15 protein-coding genes are annotated in these 17,785 nt (G+C 48.2%); 8 read left to right on the top strand and 7 right to left on the bottom strand.

The genetic code is table 11. The annotated features are described in order from the left end of the window. Positions 1-16: 16 nt before the first annotated feature. The 6 genes from ACOJUO_RS19395 to ACOJUO_RS19370 all read left to right on the top strand — a co-directional run bounded on the left by ACOJUO_RS19395 (position 17) and on the right by ACOJUO_RS19370 (position 5,386). Entirely contained in the window at positions 17-1,120 is a 1,104-nt protein-coding gene (locus ACOJUO_RS19395) for a hypothetical protein (protein ID WP_422137872.1), read from the top strand. A 363-nt stretch (positions 1,121-1,483) separates the two neighbouring features. After that, positions 1,484-2,602 (top strand): hypothetical protein, encoded by a 1,119-nt coding sequence (locus ACOJUO_RS19390; RefSeq protein WP_422137871.1) that lies wholly within the window; start codon positions 1,484-1,486, stop codon positions 2,600-2,602. Positions 2,603-2,785: 183 nt separating this feature from the next. Continuing rightward, positions 2,786-3,313 carry a GNAT family N-acetyltransferase gene (locus ACOJUO_RS19385; RefSeq protein ID WP_422133579.1) on the top strand — a complete coding sequence of 176 codons (528 nt, stop codon included), beginning with the start codon at positions 2,786-2,788 and terminating at the stop codon, positions 3,311-3,313. A gap of 102 nt (positions 3,314-3,415) precedes the next feature. Then, the gene (locus ACOJUO_RS19380; RefSeq protein WP_422137870.1) at positions 3,416-3,871 is read left to right on the top strand and encodes a GNAT family N-acetyltransferase; all 456 of its coding nucleotides are present in this window, start codon (positions 3,416-3,418) and stop codon (positions 3,869-3,871) included. A gap of 190 nt (positions 3,872-4,061) precedes the next feature. Next, complete coding sequence (locus ACOJUO_RS19375; RefSeq protein WP_422137869.1) at positions 4,062-4,343, top strand: nucleotidyltransferase domain-containing protein; 282 nt, start codon at positions 4,062-4,064, stop codon at positions 4,341-4,343. A gap of 149 nt (positions 4,344-4,492) precedes the next feature. Further along, positions 4,493-5,386 (top strand): hypothetical protein, encoded by an 894-nt coding sequence (locus tag ACOJUO_RS19370; protein ID WP_422137868.1) that lies wholly within the window; start codon positions 4,493-4,495, stop codon positions 5,384-5,386. 29 nt (positions 5,387-5,415) lie between these two features. Here ACOJUO_RS19370 and cydC read toward each other — a convergent pair whose 3' ends face one another. Both cydC and cydD read right to left on the bottom strand, forming a co-directional pair. Beyond that, on the bottom strand, positions 5,416-7,107 hold the full coding sequence (gene cydC / locus ACOJUO_RS19365) for a heme ABC transporter ATP-binding protein/permease CydC (protein WP_422137867.1): 1,692 nt from the start codon (positions 7,105-7,107) through the stop codon (positions 5,416-5,418). Further along, positions 7,097-8,872 (bottom strand): heme ABC transporter permease/ATP-binding protein CydD, encoded by a 1,776-nt coding sequence (cydD, locus tag ACOJUO_RS19360; protein ID WP_422137866.1) that lies wholly within the window; start codon positions 8,870-8,872, stop codon positions 7,097-7,099. The genes cydC and cydD overlap by 11 nt, the downstream gene beginning before the upstream one ends. Positions 8,873-9,079: 207 nt before the next feature. On the opposite strand from cydD, the gene trmJ reads away from it, so the two are divergent. Then, positions 9,080-9,841, top strand: a complete 762-nt coding sequence (trmJ, locus tag ACOJUO_RS19355; RefSeq protein ID WP_422137865.1) for a tRNA (cytosine(32)/uridine(32)-2'-O)-methyltransferase TrmJ — start codon at positions 9,080-9,082, stop codon at positions 9,839-9,841. A gap of 11 nt (positions 9,842-9,852) precedes the next feature. Here trmJ and ACOJUO_RS19350 read toward each other — a convergent pair whose 3' ends face one another. Then, on the bottom strand, positions 9,853-10,752 hold the full coding sequence (locus ACOJUO_RS19350; protein WP_422133572.1) for a hypothetical protein: 900 nt from the start codon (positions 10,750-10,752) through the stop codon (positions 9,853-9,855). 195 nt (positions 10,753-10,947) lie between these two features. Here ACOJUO_RS19350 and rarD point away from each other — a divergent pair, with 195 nt between their 5' ends. After that, positions 10,948-11,874: an EamA family transporter RarD gene (gene rarD, locus ACOJUO_RS19345; RefSeq protein WP_422133571.1), complete on the top strand. Its 927-nt coding sequence runs from the start codon at positions 10,948-10,950 to the stop codon at positions 11,872-11,874. Positions 11,875-11,941: 67 nt separating this feature from the next. Here rarD and glpK read toward each other — a convergent pair whose 3' ends face one another. The 4 genes from glpK to relA form a co-directional block, all read right to left on the bottom strand. Then, positions 11,942-13,450, bottom strand: a complete 1,509-nt coding sequence (gene glpK, locus ACOJUO_RS19340; protein ID WP_422133570.1) for a glycerol kinase GlpK — start codon at positions 13,448-13,450, stop codon at positions 11,942-11,944. Positions 13,451-13,576: 126 nt separating this feature from the next. Then, positions 13,577-14,392, bottom strand: a complete 816-nt coding sequence (locus ACOJUO_RS19335) for an MIP/aquaporin family protein (protein WP_422133569.1) — start codon at positions 14,390-14,392, stop codon at positions 13,577-13,579. A gap of 314 nt (positions 14,393-14,706) precedes the next feature. Then, positions 14,707-15,528 carry a nucleoside triphosphate pyrophosphohydrolase gene (gene mazG / locus ACOJUO_RS19330; protein ID WP_422137864.1) on the bottom strand — a complete coding sequence of 274 codons (822 nt, stop codon included), beginning with the start codon at positions 15,526-15,528 and terminating at the stop codon, positions 14,707-14,709. Further along, positions 15,525-17,771: a GTP diphosphokinase gene (relA, locus tag ACOJUO_RS19325; RefSeq protein WP_422133567.1), complete on the bottom strand. Its 2,247-nt coding sequence runs from the start codon at positions 17,769-17,771 to the stop codon at positions 15,525-15,527. Before relA ends, mazG begins: the two co-directional genes overlap by 4 nt. Positions 17,772-17,785: the final 14 nt, after the last annotated feature.

Below are 17,785 nucleotides of genomic sequence, written 5' to 3'. Positions count from 1 at the left end.
CAACAGGTAGTTAACAATGAAAACAAACGTCAGTGTAATAATTTTATTCTTTCTCTACTTGCTATCGTCTTATTCAAATGCAGAAGACTTGCACTTTAGATGGAAGTTGGAGCATCTGGGTCAACTTGTACTCAATGGTAAAGTCACATCATCCACTCACTCCGGTCATAGCGAAGCCACAAGAGAAGGCTATTGGGATGCCCTCACTAACTATTTGAGTGGTATTTCCGGAGATCATTTTGTTATTTACGATCTGCTCTCTGACACCAATATAGAATTTTACCCGCATGATCCGACCATTAATGTGCCCGATTTTTTTCATGGCTTATTAGGAAATGGCAGCCATGACCTTCAACACAGCTTTCATACTCGTTACACACTAAGAGGTCAAACAACAACCAAAACAGGATCTATTGCCCAATTATTATGTTGCATTTTCTGTCTTCCCTGTTTTTTGAGTAGCAAGATAATTAATCAAGACATTCTGGAGCAGGAAGCAAAACTGAGAGAGCTGGAAACAGCAACACCAGACCATTTGCCTGAACATGTCACGATCGATAGTCGCTCTATGGCTCATATAACTATGACCAGTCATTATGAAACGCTTTCGTCATCAAACACAGAAGTTATAGACGATGATATCCATATATTTGACCTTTTCCTGCGCAATCCGGAAACACAAAAATGGATAACAGGATATCTAAACTCGGAGACCTACCTGACGCATGAATTTATAATACCCGGGTTATTCAATACCGCCAGACCTGCTGAGGTTCTTGTGCAAGAGCGAGACAGTGAAAACGAGAGTGAAGATGATGACACCCTGAAACCAACAGATTTTGTATCATTATACTTTGATGACGGAACCGTCCTGCGATACCACCTCAAGAGATCACTCACCAATGACCTTCAGGTATTAGCGATTTCGGTTAGCTCTAATTATTATACCCTGTCGTTTGTTATTAATAATTATGATGCTTTAGTCAACCAACCTCCCCTGATTCTCTCTTGGGCGGAACTTAGATTCTTTGATCCCTGTGATTGTAGTGGAGCATGTAATTGTGCACTCCCAAGATATAATAATAGAGATGGCTCAAATTATGAGAGTGACACGCATTAGTGTTTATGTATTTTTTAGTGTGAAGCAGTCAAACTGACATCCGCTTAAGCTGCTTCCATCTGTTTATACTCCCACAAAGGCAGTTAAAAACACCTATACATTAAGTACCTAACCAGTTGGTTTCGCATATTCTGGACGGCGGCTTTTTCCATCCTTCTGCGTTCCAACTCTGGTTGCGTAGCTATGGCTACGCGCCCGTCGTTGCGCCTTGAAGGATGAAAAAAACCACTCGCCAGAATATGCGAAAGCAACTGGCCAGGTACTTATGCTTACAAAAAAAACTCAAACGTTTTTCTTTTTTTAAACTAGTTTGAATACTTCACAACTAATGATAAAACTGTACTATAAACTGTGAGGTTTTCGTTGAATAAAACATTTCCTTCTTTCTCAAAAACTTTAACTCCGTCTTTTCTTCTGGCTGTTTCGATATCTCTGTCGACGAGCACCTATGGATTACCAAAGGACACATTGTGTGAAGAGTATGGAGAGCGTTTCAATTTGGCTAACTCACCCTCCAGTCGTGGAGGAGCCTATGGCGAGTGGATTGATAATAAATGCAACATCACTGTTCTTCCATTAAGCGAGCTCAACAGGAAGGTTTCTCTTGTAGATGCCAGACTCCCGATTGTTTTGAAACCATCTCCGGTTTCTGACTCGGGAGGCTCCATAGCCCGCGACCGTCAAAATAACAAAGAAGTAGATGTGTCATTTATTTCATTCGACAACATAGAACCCACCTCGCATACAGTCAAATATTATCCAATGTATTCTCCCAGTGCTAGCAATGATGGTTATTCTGATGGCTTAACACGGAAAGAACCCACCTTAATGGCAGCTCCGGGCTATGAAGAGGAAGTTCTTTTGGAACTGCCGGGCGATGTGATTATTGAAAATGGTTTCATCATCGATCGCTCTCAACTCAAACCCACCATCAGTGGCTGTTTCCATTCAGGTCTTGCCCTTTTTGGCGCATTGATTACAGGCGACGTTTCAGGTGTTGGCTTTTCAGATATAGGTCTTCCCGCATGCACTGGCTTATATATGGGAGGACCTGACTTCACAGCCCCTGTCAGCAAAAACCGACAGGCAACTAAAAAAGGTAACTCAAGAGGCAGTAACGGAAAAGCTGGCGCCAAAAGCAAGAAAAATGGAAATGGCCAGAAAGGTGGTAGCCATGGACGCAATGGAAAAAGTAGCAAAAATGGTAAAAACTCGGGTGCCAGTGGTGGTGCCGGTGGCGGCGAAGACCCCTTTCATAGCGGTAAAGGCCTTCACTATATGACGGAGCCACTTTATAAGACGGTTATAGATGCCATAAAAAACCTGGCCAGTAAGAGACTGGAGAAAGGCTTTGATCGAACGTCAGCCTCGTCAAGATCACTCATAGGACAAATCAAAAAAGGAACAAGGTCCTTGTCAGATGATCAGAGAGCATTCATTTACAGTACTGAGCCCTATAGATCAATCAGTCATTTATTATAAAAAACCGTTGTGATCCTGAAGCACTCTTCAATCGACGATATTGTTGAGTGCTTTTGATGAAAGTGTTAAAGGCCAAGCCATGTCAGTGACTTTAACATTATCTCAATAAGCCCCAAAACAGGGATTTTTGTTTAAATCCATGGCAGGATATCAAACAGGAAGAAACAACAAGAGTCTGACATTATGGAAAAAACAATTGCCACAGACCGGTTAATCCTCAGAGCCTTCACTCAGCAGGATGCTGACCAGGTACAGACACTGGCTGGAGAGGAACAGGTAGCCAGGCTGACCGAAAATATTCCCCACCCCTACCCGGACGGACTGGCAGAAAAATGGATTAAAGATCAAGAAAGCCTGAGAGAAACAAACAGCGCTTTTGTCTATGCCATCAAATTGAAATCATCAAGTACACTGATCGGAGCCATCGGATTGAATAACGCAACTCATACCGAGGCCAAATTAGGTTACTGGCTGGGTCTACCCTTCTGGGGGCAAGGGTATTGCTCAGAAGCCGGGCAAGCACTGCTAAACCATGCCTTTGAACAGTTACCACTCAGCCAGATCCGGGCCAGGGCACTGACCAGGAACATAAAGTCCGAACAGGTTCTTTTAAGGCTCGGTTTTCGGTCCACTTCGGAAATTCTTGAAAAAGTAAAAGAGGACATGGATACGGTAAAGTATTATGTCCTGAACCGGAGTCATTCAAGATGAGCCACCGAAAATAGTCAAGATCGTGATGCTCACCCGGCAGCCAGCGGATCACAGCATCAGCTTTGCAGATTAAATAACCATTCAGCAGTAAAAGAATAATTTATGGAAATAAAACTAGACGACCTACAGGGTCAGGAAATTGCCCATCTGCTCCAGGACCACCTGGATGATATGTATAGTCATTCACCGACAGAAAGCGTTCATGCCCTCGATATTGAGAGGTTGCGTTCGCAAGACATAACCTTCTGGTCCGCCTGGATAAACCGCAACCTGGCAGGTTGTGGTGCATTAAAAGCCCTCTCGCCCTCTGAAGGCGAAATCAAATCCATGAAAACCTCATCTGGCTTTCTCAGAAGAGGTGTAGCTTCCGCCCTCTTAAAAAATATTCTCAGTGAGGCAGAACGAAGACAATATAAGACCGTGTACCTGGAAACAGGCTCCATGAATCACTTCAAACCGGCCTGTGAGCTTTATGAACGCTTTGGTTTCGAGCCCTGTGCACCTTTTGGAGATTATCACGAAGACCCCAACAGTCTTTTCTTTTCAAAAAAACTGTGAACCCATAGCGCCCGGAATTCTGAGTGAATACCGGGTGGCTGGTTGCCTGAATCTTTATCATACCCCTGGAACAACACATCTCTTTTACAGGCAGCAAGTAAACACAAAAATAATGCAAGACCCGTCGAGAGCTTTTTCTGGCACCTGTGAAACGATATAATTTTCCCCGAAAATCATCCGGATAATCATTATGAGATTGACTGAACAGGAACAACAGATCATCAAAAAGGTCATTCAAGGTTACGATGCAAAGGCAGTGATTCTATTGTTTGGTTCGCGTGCCGACAGCGGTAAGAAAGGCGGCGATATTGATCTGCTGGTAACTTCACAAACACTGGGCTTTGCAGATAAACTCAATATTCTCGCTGATCTGCATGGTGAACTGGGTGAACAGAAAATCGATATTGTGTTAGACAACGATGGTTCCGGAGATTTTGCCAGATCAGTTCTCCCCACTGCGATTAAACTTTGAATAAATTGATCCGCCACAGAGTGACCCATGACTGATAAAATTGATCACTACCTGCATGACAAGCTGTCATAAGCCGTCATGGGTAGCCTTCTATACTGAGAGTGTCTTCTTTCAAAACACAATAAGGACAGCTCTACAGGGACTTAATCATGACCAGCAGCGTTGAAAACTGCCTCAATATACTTCGCCAGGACCTTCTTCAGGACATTCCCACAAGCCAGCAGACATCTGAGAATAAGCCTCTCTGGCTCGGAAGGCGTGTGGTCAGAAAAGTAAAGGGTTTCGGTCTTAAGCTGGCCGATATACTCAGGGGCCGGGGCTGGCTCAGTAATAAAAAGATCAATGAACGGGAAATTCGCGAATGCCGGTGGGCTCGAAGTGTTGCCGGGGCTGGACTGGTTGACCAGAATTTTTTTCCTGCCAACATTCCTCAACAGGAGCTTGTTGAGCGCACCCGCCTCGCCCGGGAACTCTGGCAAAAAGACCCGTACAGTTTTGCTCTCTGGTGCATTGAAAACGATCAACCTTTCCCGGAACACTTTCTGGAGGCAGAGCTTATCCCCTGGCAGATGGAGCAATTTGCCAGCCTGGGCCTTAATCGCAATCATGCGGCCCGCATGTCCCTGCGTCTGAGCATTGCAGTTAAGCTGCTGCATCCCTCTGAAGCCGCTGGTCAAAGGGAAAGCCTGTTAACCGTATTGCCCACAGATACCCCGGATGAGATTGAAAGAAAGGAGAAATATAACGAAAAACTTCTCAATCTCGATCATGATGAGGAATCAGCCGATATGTATCTGGACAGTTTTATTGGCAACTATACCCCCAGTGAACAGATCGAACTCCTGAAAGCCTGCCGGGATGAATTGGCGACCCACCCGGAAAGTCATCAGCTATCCGAGCAGAACCTGCTGAGAAAAGTGATCGGTGACCGTCAAAAGCAGGAGACCGCTCAATTTCTGAGCGAGCGACAAGGCAGTGATGACAACCTTGTCGACTTTGATACCGAACTGGACGAGAAAGGTCGTCCAAAAAAACCGTCATGACGATAACATTTGTGGACCATATAAGCCTCCTAGACAATACGTCCGCCATCCATTCGAATCACTCGGTCCATGCGCTCCAGCATGGCCTTCTTATGAGTAATCATAATGACGGTTTTATCCCGGTATGCGTCCAGAATCAGATTCATCAAATGATCCTCACTGACCGGGTCCAGACCTTCACTGGCTTCATCCATAATCAACACTTCACCCTTTTTCAAGAGTGCCCGGGCTATTGCGAGCCTGCGCTGCTCACCACCGGAGAGAGCGATCCCAGCCTGTCCCAACCATAGATCCAGCAGGTTCTGTTCACCCTCAGCCGCCGCAAGACGATCCAGGCCTACCACTTTGACAGTTTCCAGTAGCTCACTGTCTTGCGCTTCGGGTCGGGCCATTTTCAGATTTTGCCTCAGCGTCGTACTGAACACATGGGTTTGCTGGGGAATCACCGTTAATAATTGATAAAGTGAAGCCTCGGAATATTCATTAATAGCAATGCCGCCCAGCTCGATACTGCCCTCAAAACCCGGTAGCTGCCGGGTCAGGATACGGATCAGTGTCGATTTACCACAGCCCGTTTTACCCAGTAACGCCAAGTGCTGACCTGCCGGAACATCAAGACTGATGCCCTCCAGAATCATCGGCCCCGCTGCCGAAATTCCCGCAGCTGCGGGGTATTGGAAACACAGATCCCGAAAAATGATATGACCCTTGAAGGCATCCGGAATGCTTTGATCACCAAACTCAATAGCTTCTTCTTCAAGGATCTCTGTCAGCCTCGAAGCAGCCAGTTGAGTATTGCCGAGAAACTGGAAAGCACCCGGCAGAGGCATCAACGCCTCAAAGCCTGCCAGTACTGCAAAGACGGACATAACCATCACTGGTCCGGAAATAACGCCTTGCTGGTATTCCCCTGCAGCAAGATAGAGCATTATGACCGCTGAAATACCAGCCCCTGCCACCATCAACGCACCACCTAGCCCCTCCAGCCTTGACATTTTTCTCTGGATATAACTCAAATTTTGCCCGGTAACATCGATACGCTCCCTCATCCGGACTTCTGATCCATAAATTCTGGATTCGGCCATGCCCTGCAGATAATCCAGGGCTTTCTGTCTCAGCTCCCCCAGAAGTTTGCCCTGTGCCCGGCCACTCCTGAAACCCAGACGGTAGAACATCACCGGCAGAACGATCAACCAGACTCCCATCAGCAGCAGCGCCCCCTGAGCCAGAACAGGGCTAAAAAAGCTCAGCCCAAGAGAAAGCAGAATCACAACCAGCACCGCAGCAATAACCGGACTGAACAGTCTCAGATACAGCTGATCCAGGGCATCAACGTCCGCCACAAGGCGGTTAAGCAATTCAGCCTTACGATAACGTTTCAACTGAGTCAGAGAAAGTGGGAGCAGTTTTTCGAAAAACCAGCTTCTTAACCAGGCCAACAGTTTGAAGGTCGCATCGTGACTCACCAAACGTTCAAAGTAACGGGCAGCGGTACGACCGATTGAAAAACCTCTGACCCCGGCACCGGGAGAGAAGAAATCAAATCTCTGAGCGGTCACGACCGTCAGACCAGCCAAAGCTGTTGCCGTGATAAACCAGCCTGACAGTGCCAGCAACCCAAGACTGAACAACAAGGTTGCCAAAGCCAAAAACATACCCACAGACAGTGCCCCCCAGTGCCTGCGATAAAGCTTTAAATAAGGCAACAACTCACTCATCATCCAGACTCCCTGCTAAACCGGCCACAAAAGCTTGCACCACCGCAGACTGTTGCCTGAGGACACCGGGTTCACCATCAGCGACCAACTCCCCGTTTTCAAACATCAACACTCTGTCCATCGAATCTATCTGCTTGAGTCGGTGGGTGACAGTAATGACAGTGCATTGCGGATCGATGGCTTCCAGAGCATCCAGGACAAGACGCTCATTGTAGGCATCCAGGCTGGCCGTTGGCTCATCGAGAATTAACAGTTTTACCGGCTCGGCTATAGCTCTTGCCAAAGCTATCCGCTGTGCCTGCCCTACGGAAAGATTGCCTCCCTGTTCTTGCAGCAGACTGTTCAGCCCTTCCGGTAGCTGTTCGACAATCTCCATAGCCTGAGCCTTTGCCAGAGCCCGATTGACCTGAGATTCATCCAGATCCCGACCAAATGAAACATTTTCATAGACCGTGCCATGAATAATCAGGGGCTGTTGGCCCAGCCAGGCAATTCTTTTGCGCCAGTCATCCATTGACAGGCTGGAGAGGTCTTCACCTGCGGCTCTGATTTTACCCTGGTAGTTCCAGAACCCCATGAGGGTATTTACCAGGGTCGACTTACCTGCCCCGCTGGGGCCAATGATGGCCACTCGCTCGCCAGCTGCAATATCAAAAGAAACATCCCTGAGCAAAGCTCTGCCACCGGCACTGCCCTGAACCGTCAGACAATCTGCACTGAGTGAAACCGGCACGTCCATAGCCATTGAATTGCTGCCCTGATGCATCCCGGAGTCTTTGCGCTCTAGCAGCTCAAGGATCAATTCTGCTGCACCCACCGCTTTTGACTTGGCGTGATAGTGCGTTCCCAGATCACGCAATGGCTGATAGAACTCAGGCGCCAGCAACAGCAGAAACAAGCCGGTATAGAGCGTGACCCCGGCACCATAACTGCCAAAATTCAGATAGCCCAGAAAGCTCATTCCCAGATAGACGGCGAGAATAGCAATGGAAACAGAAGCAAAAAACTCCAGCACCGTAGAAGACAGAAAGGCCAGTCGCAGTACCTGCATGGTTTTGTGTCGAAAGTCTTCACTGGCCGATTTCAGCGACTGGTGCTCATGATAGGTCCGCTGAAATAACCTCAGCGTTTCCATGCCCTGCAAACGATCAAGGAAAAAACCACCCAGTCGGTCCAAGGCCCGGAAATTCCGTCGATTCGCTTCGGCTGCCTTCATCCCGACCAAGGCCATAAATACAGGAATCAAAGGGGCTGTTCCCAGGAAAATCAGACCGGCAGTCCAGTTCACTGGAAAGGCCACGATGAGTATGACCAGCGGAACCAGAACTGCCAGAGCCATTTGCGGAATGTAACGGGCAACAAAGTCCTGTAACTCTTCCACCTGCTCTACCACCATGGTCGACCAGCTACCAGCTGGCTGCTCTGCAATGACAAGAGGGCCAAGAGCTTTCAGCTTATTGAGAATAGCTCCTCGAATAGTCTCCTTGACGATCAACCCGGCTCTGAACCCGGTGATCTCCCTGCCCCAATGACAGAGTGCCCGAAGCAGGATAATCATAGCCGTCAGAATCAGGTCATGGATCAAAGACTCCCTGACTGCGCCTTCCATTACGATCTGATGAATAATTTTCGCCAGCAACCCAGCCTGAGCCAGAAACAACAGACCATTGATCAAGCCCAGTATGATGGCTACCAGCAACCAGTTCCGGGTAGGACTGAGCTGGCCAATCAACCATTTATAAGCCTGCTTCTCCGTAATACGACTCATAGCAGAGGACACAACCTGAGGGGGAAAAGAAGACTATTCTATCTGAACTCGGGTGGTTATACAGTCAGGCAACAGTAAATTACCGTCACTCTTCAGATGGAATGGCAATAATTCAATCCGGTTTCACCCAACCGGTCGTAAGTTAAAACGACTCAACGTATAATGACCTGCTTTTAACCCCTCTTCTCAGTGCTAATTCGGGTTACGATGCTGTCTAACATTCGCATTATTCTGATCAATACCTTTCATCCCGGAAACATTGGCTCCGCCGCCAGGGCCATGAAAACCATGGGACTCTCAAATCTTTGCCTGGTCTCCCCGCAACGATTCCCGGATCCGGATGCCGAATCCATGGCAGCAGGAGCCCAGAACGTTCTGGCGGCTGCCAGAGTATTTCAGACCCTGGATGAAGCAATTGCTGACTGCTCAATGGTAATAGGAACCAGTGCCCGCACCCGCAACCATACCTTTAACCGCCCCATGCTGACGGCTGAAGTTTGTGCCGACAAGCTGGTTGCTGAAGCGCCCCGAAATCCGGTGGCACTGGTTTTTGGTCAGGAGACTATGGGACTCACCAATCAAGAGCTGGAGAAATGTCATTATCATGTCTCCATTGATGCTAACCCTGAATACCCTGTGCTCAACGTGGCTTCTGCCATTCAGATTCTCTGCTACGACATTCGCAAGGCAGAATTGCGCAAGAGCCAGCCGGATTTCTCAGGCAACGAAGCAGAAGAATATCCACTGGCCCGTGAGCTTGAATATTTCTACGAGCACCTGGAAGAGACACTCAACAACATCAACTTTATTATCAAACAGCACCCTGGTCTGGTAATGACCCGCCTTCGTCGTCTGTATAACCGGGCCAGGCCTGAAGCCAAAGAACTGAATATGCTCAGAGGCATTCTTGCCGCTGTCCAAAAGTCAGTCAGCAGGGAAAATAGCCCCATCAAAAAAGACAACGAATGACGTTTTGCAGGTCAGTGACAGGCTCTTAGCGGCAGGCTGTTAAACAATGCCGCCTTGAGAGCAGCAGGAGCGGCAAATGAAGAACCTGTCAGCAATCGCCAGAATTTTTTAGGGTACTCTGTCATTTTTCGTGAATAGCCGGTCAGTCGATTTAAGGGAATATCTACACACTGGTCGCCATTGAGGTCATAACCAACGGGCTTACCTTCAGAATCATCAATACGGATGACTTCGTAGGCAGCCCGGGCGTAAGTATCAACAAAGGGATTATTAGCAACAAAGTGTTGCAACTCTGGTTCCACAGAGCCGACCGTGACTACATCATCCGCAAGAGAAAAGGTATTGATCATTCCTCTCCCGCCATTACCGGCTATGGTATAGACCTGTATACCCTGAGTGGTAAGTGCCTCCAGAGCCATTATAATCTGGTAAGTGGTTTTCCAGACTTCATCCGCCTGCCCCATCTCCCTGACTTTCTTCTTATACTCTCCTGCCCGCTGCAACTGAAGTGGCGCTTTGAATGTGCTGATCAACGTGGAAGACTCCCAGGAAAGAAGAACGGCATCAACGGGCTGTTTTTCGAAGCGAGCCAGAATATTCTGAAGGTTGACGAGGATTTCTGACATGGGCTTTTTCCCATCCAGAATCGGGTATTGGATAAACGTAATCTGAGGGTGAGACGCTATCATCCGAACCACATCACCATGATAAAAAGGCTCCCGACGTTCATCGTCGTCTAAGTCCATCATGCCATACAGCCAACCATGGAGAACTCGCTCTTCATCATTTTTAAAACCTTCGGCCGGAGGGAAAAAGCGATCGATGATCGCTACACGATAAACAGGTAACCGCACTTCGGCCTGAGTAAACAGACTCAACAGAACTATCGTAAAACCGGTAATCCATCGCATCGCAGCCTTTGCATCCTTTACTCATCCATCAGTAAAGTCATCGGCTTAAGGGCTTTTTTCTCAATGCGTGCTTATCAATAGAGAAGTGGGTTAACTCGAAACAAATGTTCAGGCACAATGTCCCTTCGTGAAAAACAGAACACCATGCTCGTCACCATAACTGCGTAATTAGAAGTAACCATTTAAGGAAAAAGAGTGTCCGAACAACGAGATTTCTCTGGCTTTGCATTGGGTATAATGGCCTTTACCATCTGGGGGCTGGTACCCATTTATTTCAAAGCTCTGGAACACGCACCTCCGCTGGAAGTATTGGGACACCGCGTATTCTGGTCAGCTTTATTGCTGCTGGCCCTACTGAAAATAACAGGTACGATTTCAGAGCTAAAGCAGATTTTCTCCAGTATCAAACTGTCGGGAACACTGACACTATCCGCTATTCTCGTTGGTGCAAACTGGTTGATCTTTATCTGGGGTGTGACCAATGACAGGATTCTTGAAACCAGTCTCGGTTATTACATCAACCCACTGTTTAATGTTCTTCTGGGCTATCTGTTTTTGAATGAAAAACTGTCACCGCTCAAACAGATTGCTATCCTGCTGGCTACTGTCGCTGTCATCTATCAGATACTGATGTTAGGTATTGTGCCCTGGGTTGCTTTTGCCCTGGCTATGTGTTTTGGCTTGTACGGACTGGTCAGGAAAAAGACTCAGGTGGAGGCTGTACCTGGCCTGGCTTTCGAAACTCTGATTCTGCTGCCAGTGACTCTGGGATATTTTTTCTGGCTCTACAAAAGTGGCAACCACAGTTTCCGTTTCTCGGACCCTCACACCAGTCTACTGTTGTCTCTGGCCGGATTGGTGACCACCGTCCCTCTGGTTTTGTTTATCACGGCGGCCAAAAAGCTGACATTAACCACAATCGGTATCCTGCAGTATCTTGGTCCATCCATTTCTTTTTTGGTTGGACTGTTCGTCTACAAAGAACAGGTGACTCAGGCTCAATTAATCACCTTTGGTCTGATCTGGCTGGCCCTGATTATTTTCACCTTTGATGGCTTGCGTAAAAAGTCATCTCCAATGAACCAGAAACCGAACTCAGTCAAGACTCAGAGCGCAGAGTAAATAACCCCCATTGCAATCGCGAGCCTGCCTGAGCAGGCTCATTTGCAATAGTATCAGGAAATTTACATCACTCCTGATTTTCCCATGACTGACTGCGAACGACCGCTTTCTTCCAACCGTCGTAAAGTTTCAGACGATCTTCATCGGACATCGACGGAGCATAGACTCGATCAACGGAAACCTTATCCTTTAACTCATCAGTGCTTTTCCAGAAACCAACGGCCAGGCCCGCAAGATAGGCCGAACCTGCGGCAGTGGATTCTACAACTGTCGGGCGAACCACTTCAGTGTCGAGAATGTCAGACTGGAACTGCATCAAAAAGTTATTGGCTACCGCACCACCGTCGACGCGCAACTGTTTCATTTCAATTCCGGAATCCTGTTCCATTGCGTCAATCAGATCACGGGACTGATAAGCAATGGCTTCCAGTGTTGCACGAACTATGTGGTTACGGTTAGCTCCCCGGGTCAGGCCAAAGATCGCACCACGCGCGTAGGGATCCCAGTAAGGGGCACCCAGACCTACAAAAGCAGGCACAACATAAACACCGTTAGTGTCGTCGACTTTATTGGCGAAATATTCCGTGTCGGCAGCATCACGGATCAGTCCCAGTTCATCACGAAGCCACTGAACTGAAGCACCACCCATAAATACGGCACCTTCCAGAGCGTATTGCACTTTGCCATCAATACCGAAAGCTATGGTGGTCAGCAAACCGTTTTCTGATTTGACCAGCTCACTCCCCGTATTCATCAGCAGGAAGCATCCTGTGCCATAGGTATTCTTGGCCATACCTTTTTCATGACACATCTGGCCGAACAGAGCCGCCTGCTGATCCCCCGCAATACCGGCTACAGGAATGCGGGTACCGCCTTTTCCACCAATGTTAGTCTGGCCATAAATTTCAGAGCTGGATTTCACTTCCGGTAACATAGAGGAAGGAATTCCCATAGCCTTCAGCAGATTTTCGTCCCAGTCCAGTCTATTGATATCGTACAGCATGGTGCGCGAAGCATTAGAATAATCGGTGACATGGGCACGACCTTCGGTCAGCTTCCAGGTCAGCCAGGTATCGATAGTACCGAACAGCAGATCGCCGTTTTCAGCTTTTTCACGAGCACCTTCTACATTGTCCAGAATCCACTTGATTTTCGTTGCCGAAAAATAAGCATCCAGAACCAGACCGGTGGTTTCCCGGATATAGTTTTCCAGACCTTCTTTCTTCAGCTGCTCGCAGATTTCGGTTGTACGACGACACTGCCATACAATGGCGTTATAAACAGGGCGGCCAGTGTTCTTATCCCAAACGACAGTGGTTTCACGCTGATTGGTGATACCCAGAGCAGCGATTTCGTCAGAACGAATACCTGTTTTAGCCAGAACTTCCGTCAGCACAGAACTTTGGGTCGCCCAGATTTCCATCGGGTCGTGCTCAACCCAACCCGCCTGTGGGTAGTGCTGGGTAAATTCACGCTGTGAAGTTCCCACCATGTCACCGTCGTGATTAAAGATAATGGCTCGGGAGCTTGTAGTACCCTGGTCTAATGAAACAACGTATTTCTTCTCAGTCGTCATAATCAATCTTCTTTATCATTCAGCTCTGGGCTGATATCAGCAGTGCACCCAGTTAAGCCTGTTATACAAAACAGTGAAAAAGACCGCGCTTTCTATGTAACAGGGTGCGTAACGGGTTTTACTGTGTTATGTGGTTTTTATCTCTAATTGGCTCGATGTTGTCTCGGGCTCTAATTGTTTGCCTAACAGGTTAATGTAAATCCATGCGCCAGCCATTGCGCCGCCGATCGGAGCCACTATTGGTACCCAAAAATAGGGATTGGCTCGAGCGCCGGTCAGAGCCACTTCACCCCAACCTGCCATATAGGTGAACAGCTTGGGACCAAAATCCCGGGCAGGGTTCATGGCAAAACCAGTCAGTGGGCCAAAAGCAGAACCAATGGTTGCAATCAGCAAACCGATCAGGAGGGCAGACAGCGCACCATTGGAGTCACCATTGTTGTTATCACCAATAGCCAGAATAACCCCCATCAGCACTGCAGTAATCACAAACTCCACAGCAAATGCCTGCATATTGCTCAGGGCACTGTGCGCATAGGTGGAAAAGATACCCGCTGTGGCCAGGCTCTCTTCGGAACCACGGACGATACCTTGAGACAGTTCAAAATCGGCAAACAGATTACTATAAAGAAAATAAACCAATGCAGCGGAACAGAAAGCACCCAAAATCTGGGCAAGGATGTAAGGCACAACCTTGTGCTTTTCGAAACCTTTAAACACAGTCAATGCCAAAGTGACTGCCGGGTTCAGATGAGCGCCGGAAACACCACCGGTTACGTATATCGCCATAGAGACGCCCAGCCCCCAGACAATAGAAATTTCCAGCTGACCAAAATCCGCGCCTGCCAGAACCAATGCGGCAACACAGCCAACACCGAAGAAAATCAGAAGGCCAACGCCGATAAACTCAGCCAGACATTCACCAAAGAAAGATTTTCGCATAAAAATGAGCTCCGCCCACGTAGGTATACATTCAAGATATTAATTGCGAGGCCTTATAAAAACTTGTTTATTTTTAGCAGCCCCGACAGCGGGCAGATTATTTCAAACAACAACAAAACTCATCAACGCAAAACCATTGATTTAAGTCAACCAATGTTCAAACATGTTCGTTTTTTTTCTAATCAGGTCTATCACTCCGCGCATTATGTAAAGAGTCAAGCATCTTGCTCTGCTATTTTTTCAATGTCGTGCCTTTCATGGGGCCAGGGTGGAAAAATGTCAATGTTATTTCTGCAAAGGGTCAAAAAAGCCCACTAACGAACTTTTCCCAGCTGCCAGTACGCTTCCATTTCTTCCAGTGTTAACTGTTGAAACTCATGGCCTTCTTCAGCAGCCCTTAATTCCATGGTTCGAAAACGCTTCTCAAACTTGTCACTGGCTTTGCGCAATGACAACTCCGCATCCACTGAAAGATGACGCGCAAGATTGACACAGGCAAACATCAGATCACCTATTTCTTCTGCAATCCGATCATTGCCCTGCTGTTCTCGCACAGCTTCACGAATTTCTTCCATTTCTTCCTGAATCTTGTCAAACACGGGTTCGACTTCTGGCCAGTCAAAACCGACCTTTGCAGCCGCTTTTTGCAGTTTGAACGCTCTTGTTAACGAGGGTAAAGCAGCCGGTAATTTTGACGGCATGGCCGACTCTGAAGTCTTCTCCCCCCTTGCCAGTTTCTCTTTCTGCTTGATCGCCTGCCAACTTTCAACGACTTGATCGGAAGTGGTGTCATCATTCGGCGACATTCTGGATTCCAGGGTTCCGTCAGGGAAAACATGGGGATGACGACGCACCATTTTCTCCACCAGACCAGCAGCGACCTGATGAAAATCAAAGAGCCCGGCCTCTTCTGCCATTCTTGAATGAAACACTACCTGAAACAGCAAATCACCGAGTTCTTCACGAAGGTTTTCAAAATCCTCGCTGGCAATGGCCTCCAGAACTTCACAGGTCTCTTCCAGTGTATAGGGGGCTATAGTCGTAAAGTTCTGCTCCAGATCCCAGGGGCAACCAGCTTCGGGGTCCCGAAGCCTGCTCATAAGATACAGCATATCCTCCAGGCTACTCTGACTCATCTGCCTTCCTTGCGATAACGCGCAACTTCGACCACGTTGGGCAGCTGATTGACTTTAGCCAGGACTTTACTCAGTTGCTGCAGACTCTGAACTTCAACCGTCAACAACATATTGGCAATGTTGTCTTCCTTGCTGGTTCGCGTCTGTACTGAGAGAACGTTGACACGCTCATTAGCCAGAACAATGGTAATATCGCGCAGCAGCCCTGAGCGGTCATAGGCGGTGATGATAATTTCCACCGGGTACATGTATTCCGGAGAATAGCCCCAGTTCACCTCTATCAGTCTTTCCGGTTCCAGCTCCTGAAGATTCAGGGCGTTATTGCAGTCCTGTCGGTGAATGGTGACACCACGACCGATCGTGATATAGCCTATGATGGGATCACCGGGCACCGGTTGACAGCAGCCGGCCATCTGGGTCATCAGATTACCCACCCCGTCAATGGTGATAGTACTGTCTGACACTTTTTCCTGAGGTGCCCGGGTACGTATCTCAAACTCTTTTTCTGCTTCCGGCTCCAGCTCTCTTTGAGCCAGGGCTACGGCCTGGGTGACACGATAATCGCCAGCTCCGATGGCTGCGTACATATCATCCATTTCCTTAAAGGGCGTCTGAGGCAGGAGATCGTTGAAATCAACGCCCGTCAGAGCCAGACGTTTGAGTTCAGCATTGAGCTGACTACTGCCATCAACAATATTGGAGTCGCGATCCTGCTTTTTCAGCCAGTTGGTAATTTTGGCTCTTGCCCGATTGGTATTGACATAACCGAGATCCGGGTTGAGCCAGTCACGACTGGGTTGAACATTGGGTCCGGTCAGAATTTCTACCTGATCTCCGGTTTTAAGATTGTGATTCAGAGGCACAATGCGGCCTCCCACCTTAGCGCCGCGACACTTCAAACCCACTTCTGAATGAATTCTGAAAGCAAAATCAATGGGCGTAGCACCCAGAGACAGATCCACTACATGACCTGCTTTTGTGAACACATAAATACGATCCGGCTCGACATCAGAACGCCACTCTTCAGCGATGCCTCCCAGATCACCCAACTCTTCATGCCACTCCATGACATTACGCAGCCAGTTGAGCTTTTCTTCATAACTGTCACTTTTGGTATTAACGTCGGTGCCCTTGTACTTCCAGTGGGCACAAACACCCAGCTCAGCTTCTTCATGCATCGCTTCGGTTCGAATCTGTACCTCAAGCGTTTTGCCTTCCGGTCCAAAGACCGCTGTGTGCAGGGAGCGATAACCATTCTCCTTGGGCGTTGCGATGTAATCATCGAATTCCTGAGGGATATGATTAAACAGAGAGTGCACAACACCCAGAGCCGCGTAGCAATCCCTGACCTCTCTGGTAATCACCCGAAAAGCACGAATGTCATAAAGGTCCCTGAAGTCCAGCCCCTTGCGTTTCATTTTTCGCCAGATGCTGTAGATATGTTTCGCGCGACCATAAACATTGGCTTCTATCTGAGCTTCACCCAGCGCTTGCCTGAGTTGATCGACAACATGGTCAATATATTGCTGGCGATCGGTTCTTTTCTCATCCAGCAGGCGGGCAATACGTTTGTAATCCTGAGGATTCAGATAGCGGAAGGAAAGATCTTCCAGCTCCCACTTGATATAACCGATACCCAGGCGGTGAGCCAGGGGGGCATAGATTTCAAAAACCTCACGGGCCACCCGGCGGCGCTTGTCTTTATCAGCATCTCTCAAAGCTCTGATGGCACAGGTACGCTCTGCCAGCTTGAGCAGTGCTACCCGAACATCGTCAATAATAGAAACCAGCATCTTGCGGACTTTTTCCAGCTGGTCCTGACTCTGATCCAGCACCTGGGTTCTGGCCGGGTTAAGGAGTTCACTGATGGCGGCCATACCCTGAACATCTTTAATCAGACGAACGACGGTCTTGCCGAAGTCTTCTTCCACCTGTTTCATGGACAGTCTGTGTTCACGAACAGCCCGATAGAGAGCAGCAGCCACCAGCGTTTCAGTATCCAGCCTCAGCTCTGCAAGGATTTCAACCATCTCAAGGCCGGTACGAAAACAACCCAAACCTGTAGGCCAGACAGTATCTGCCTGCTGACGAGCCTCAAGCTCGGCCCAACGACTGAGTTCACAGGCAGCCCTGAGGCGATCCGTTCCGGTCACACCAAAGCTTTCCTGCATACGCACCAGCCAGGCATCCAAATCGATGGAGCCATCAAAGCGAACGGGATGATCTTCTCTTACCTTTACCATGCAAGTTTTCCACT

Origin of the sequence: Endozoicomonas sp. ALC020, from assembly GCF_049275935.1 — a bacterium.
Classification (GTDB): Bacteria; Pseudomonadota; Gammaproteobacteria; order Pseudomonadales; family Endozoicomonadaceae; genus Endozoicomonas_A.
The sequence above is the reverse complement of the archived record's forward strand: the minus strand, read 5'-3'. Positions and strand labels throughout refer to the sequence as shown.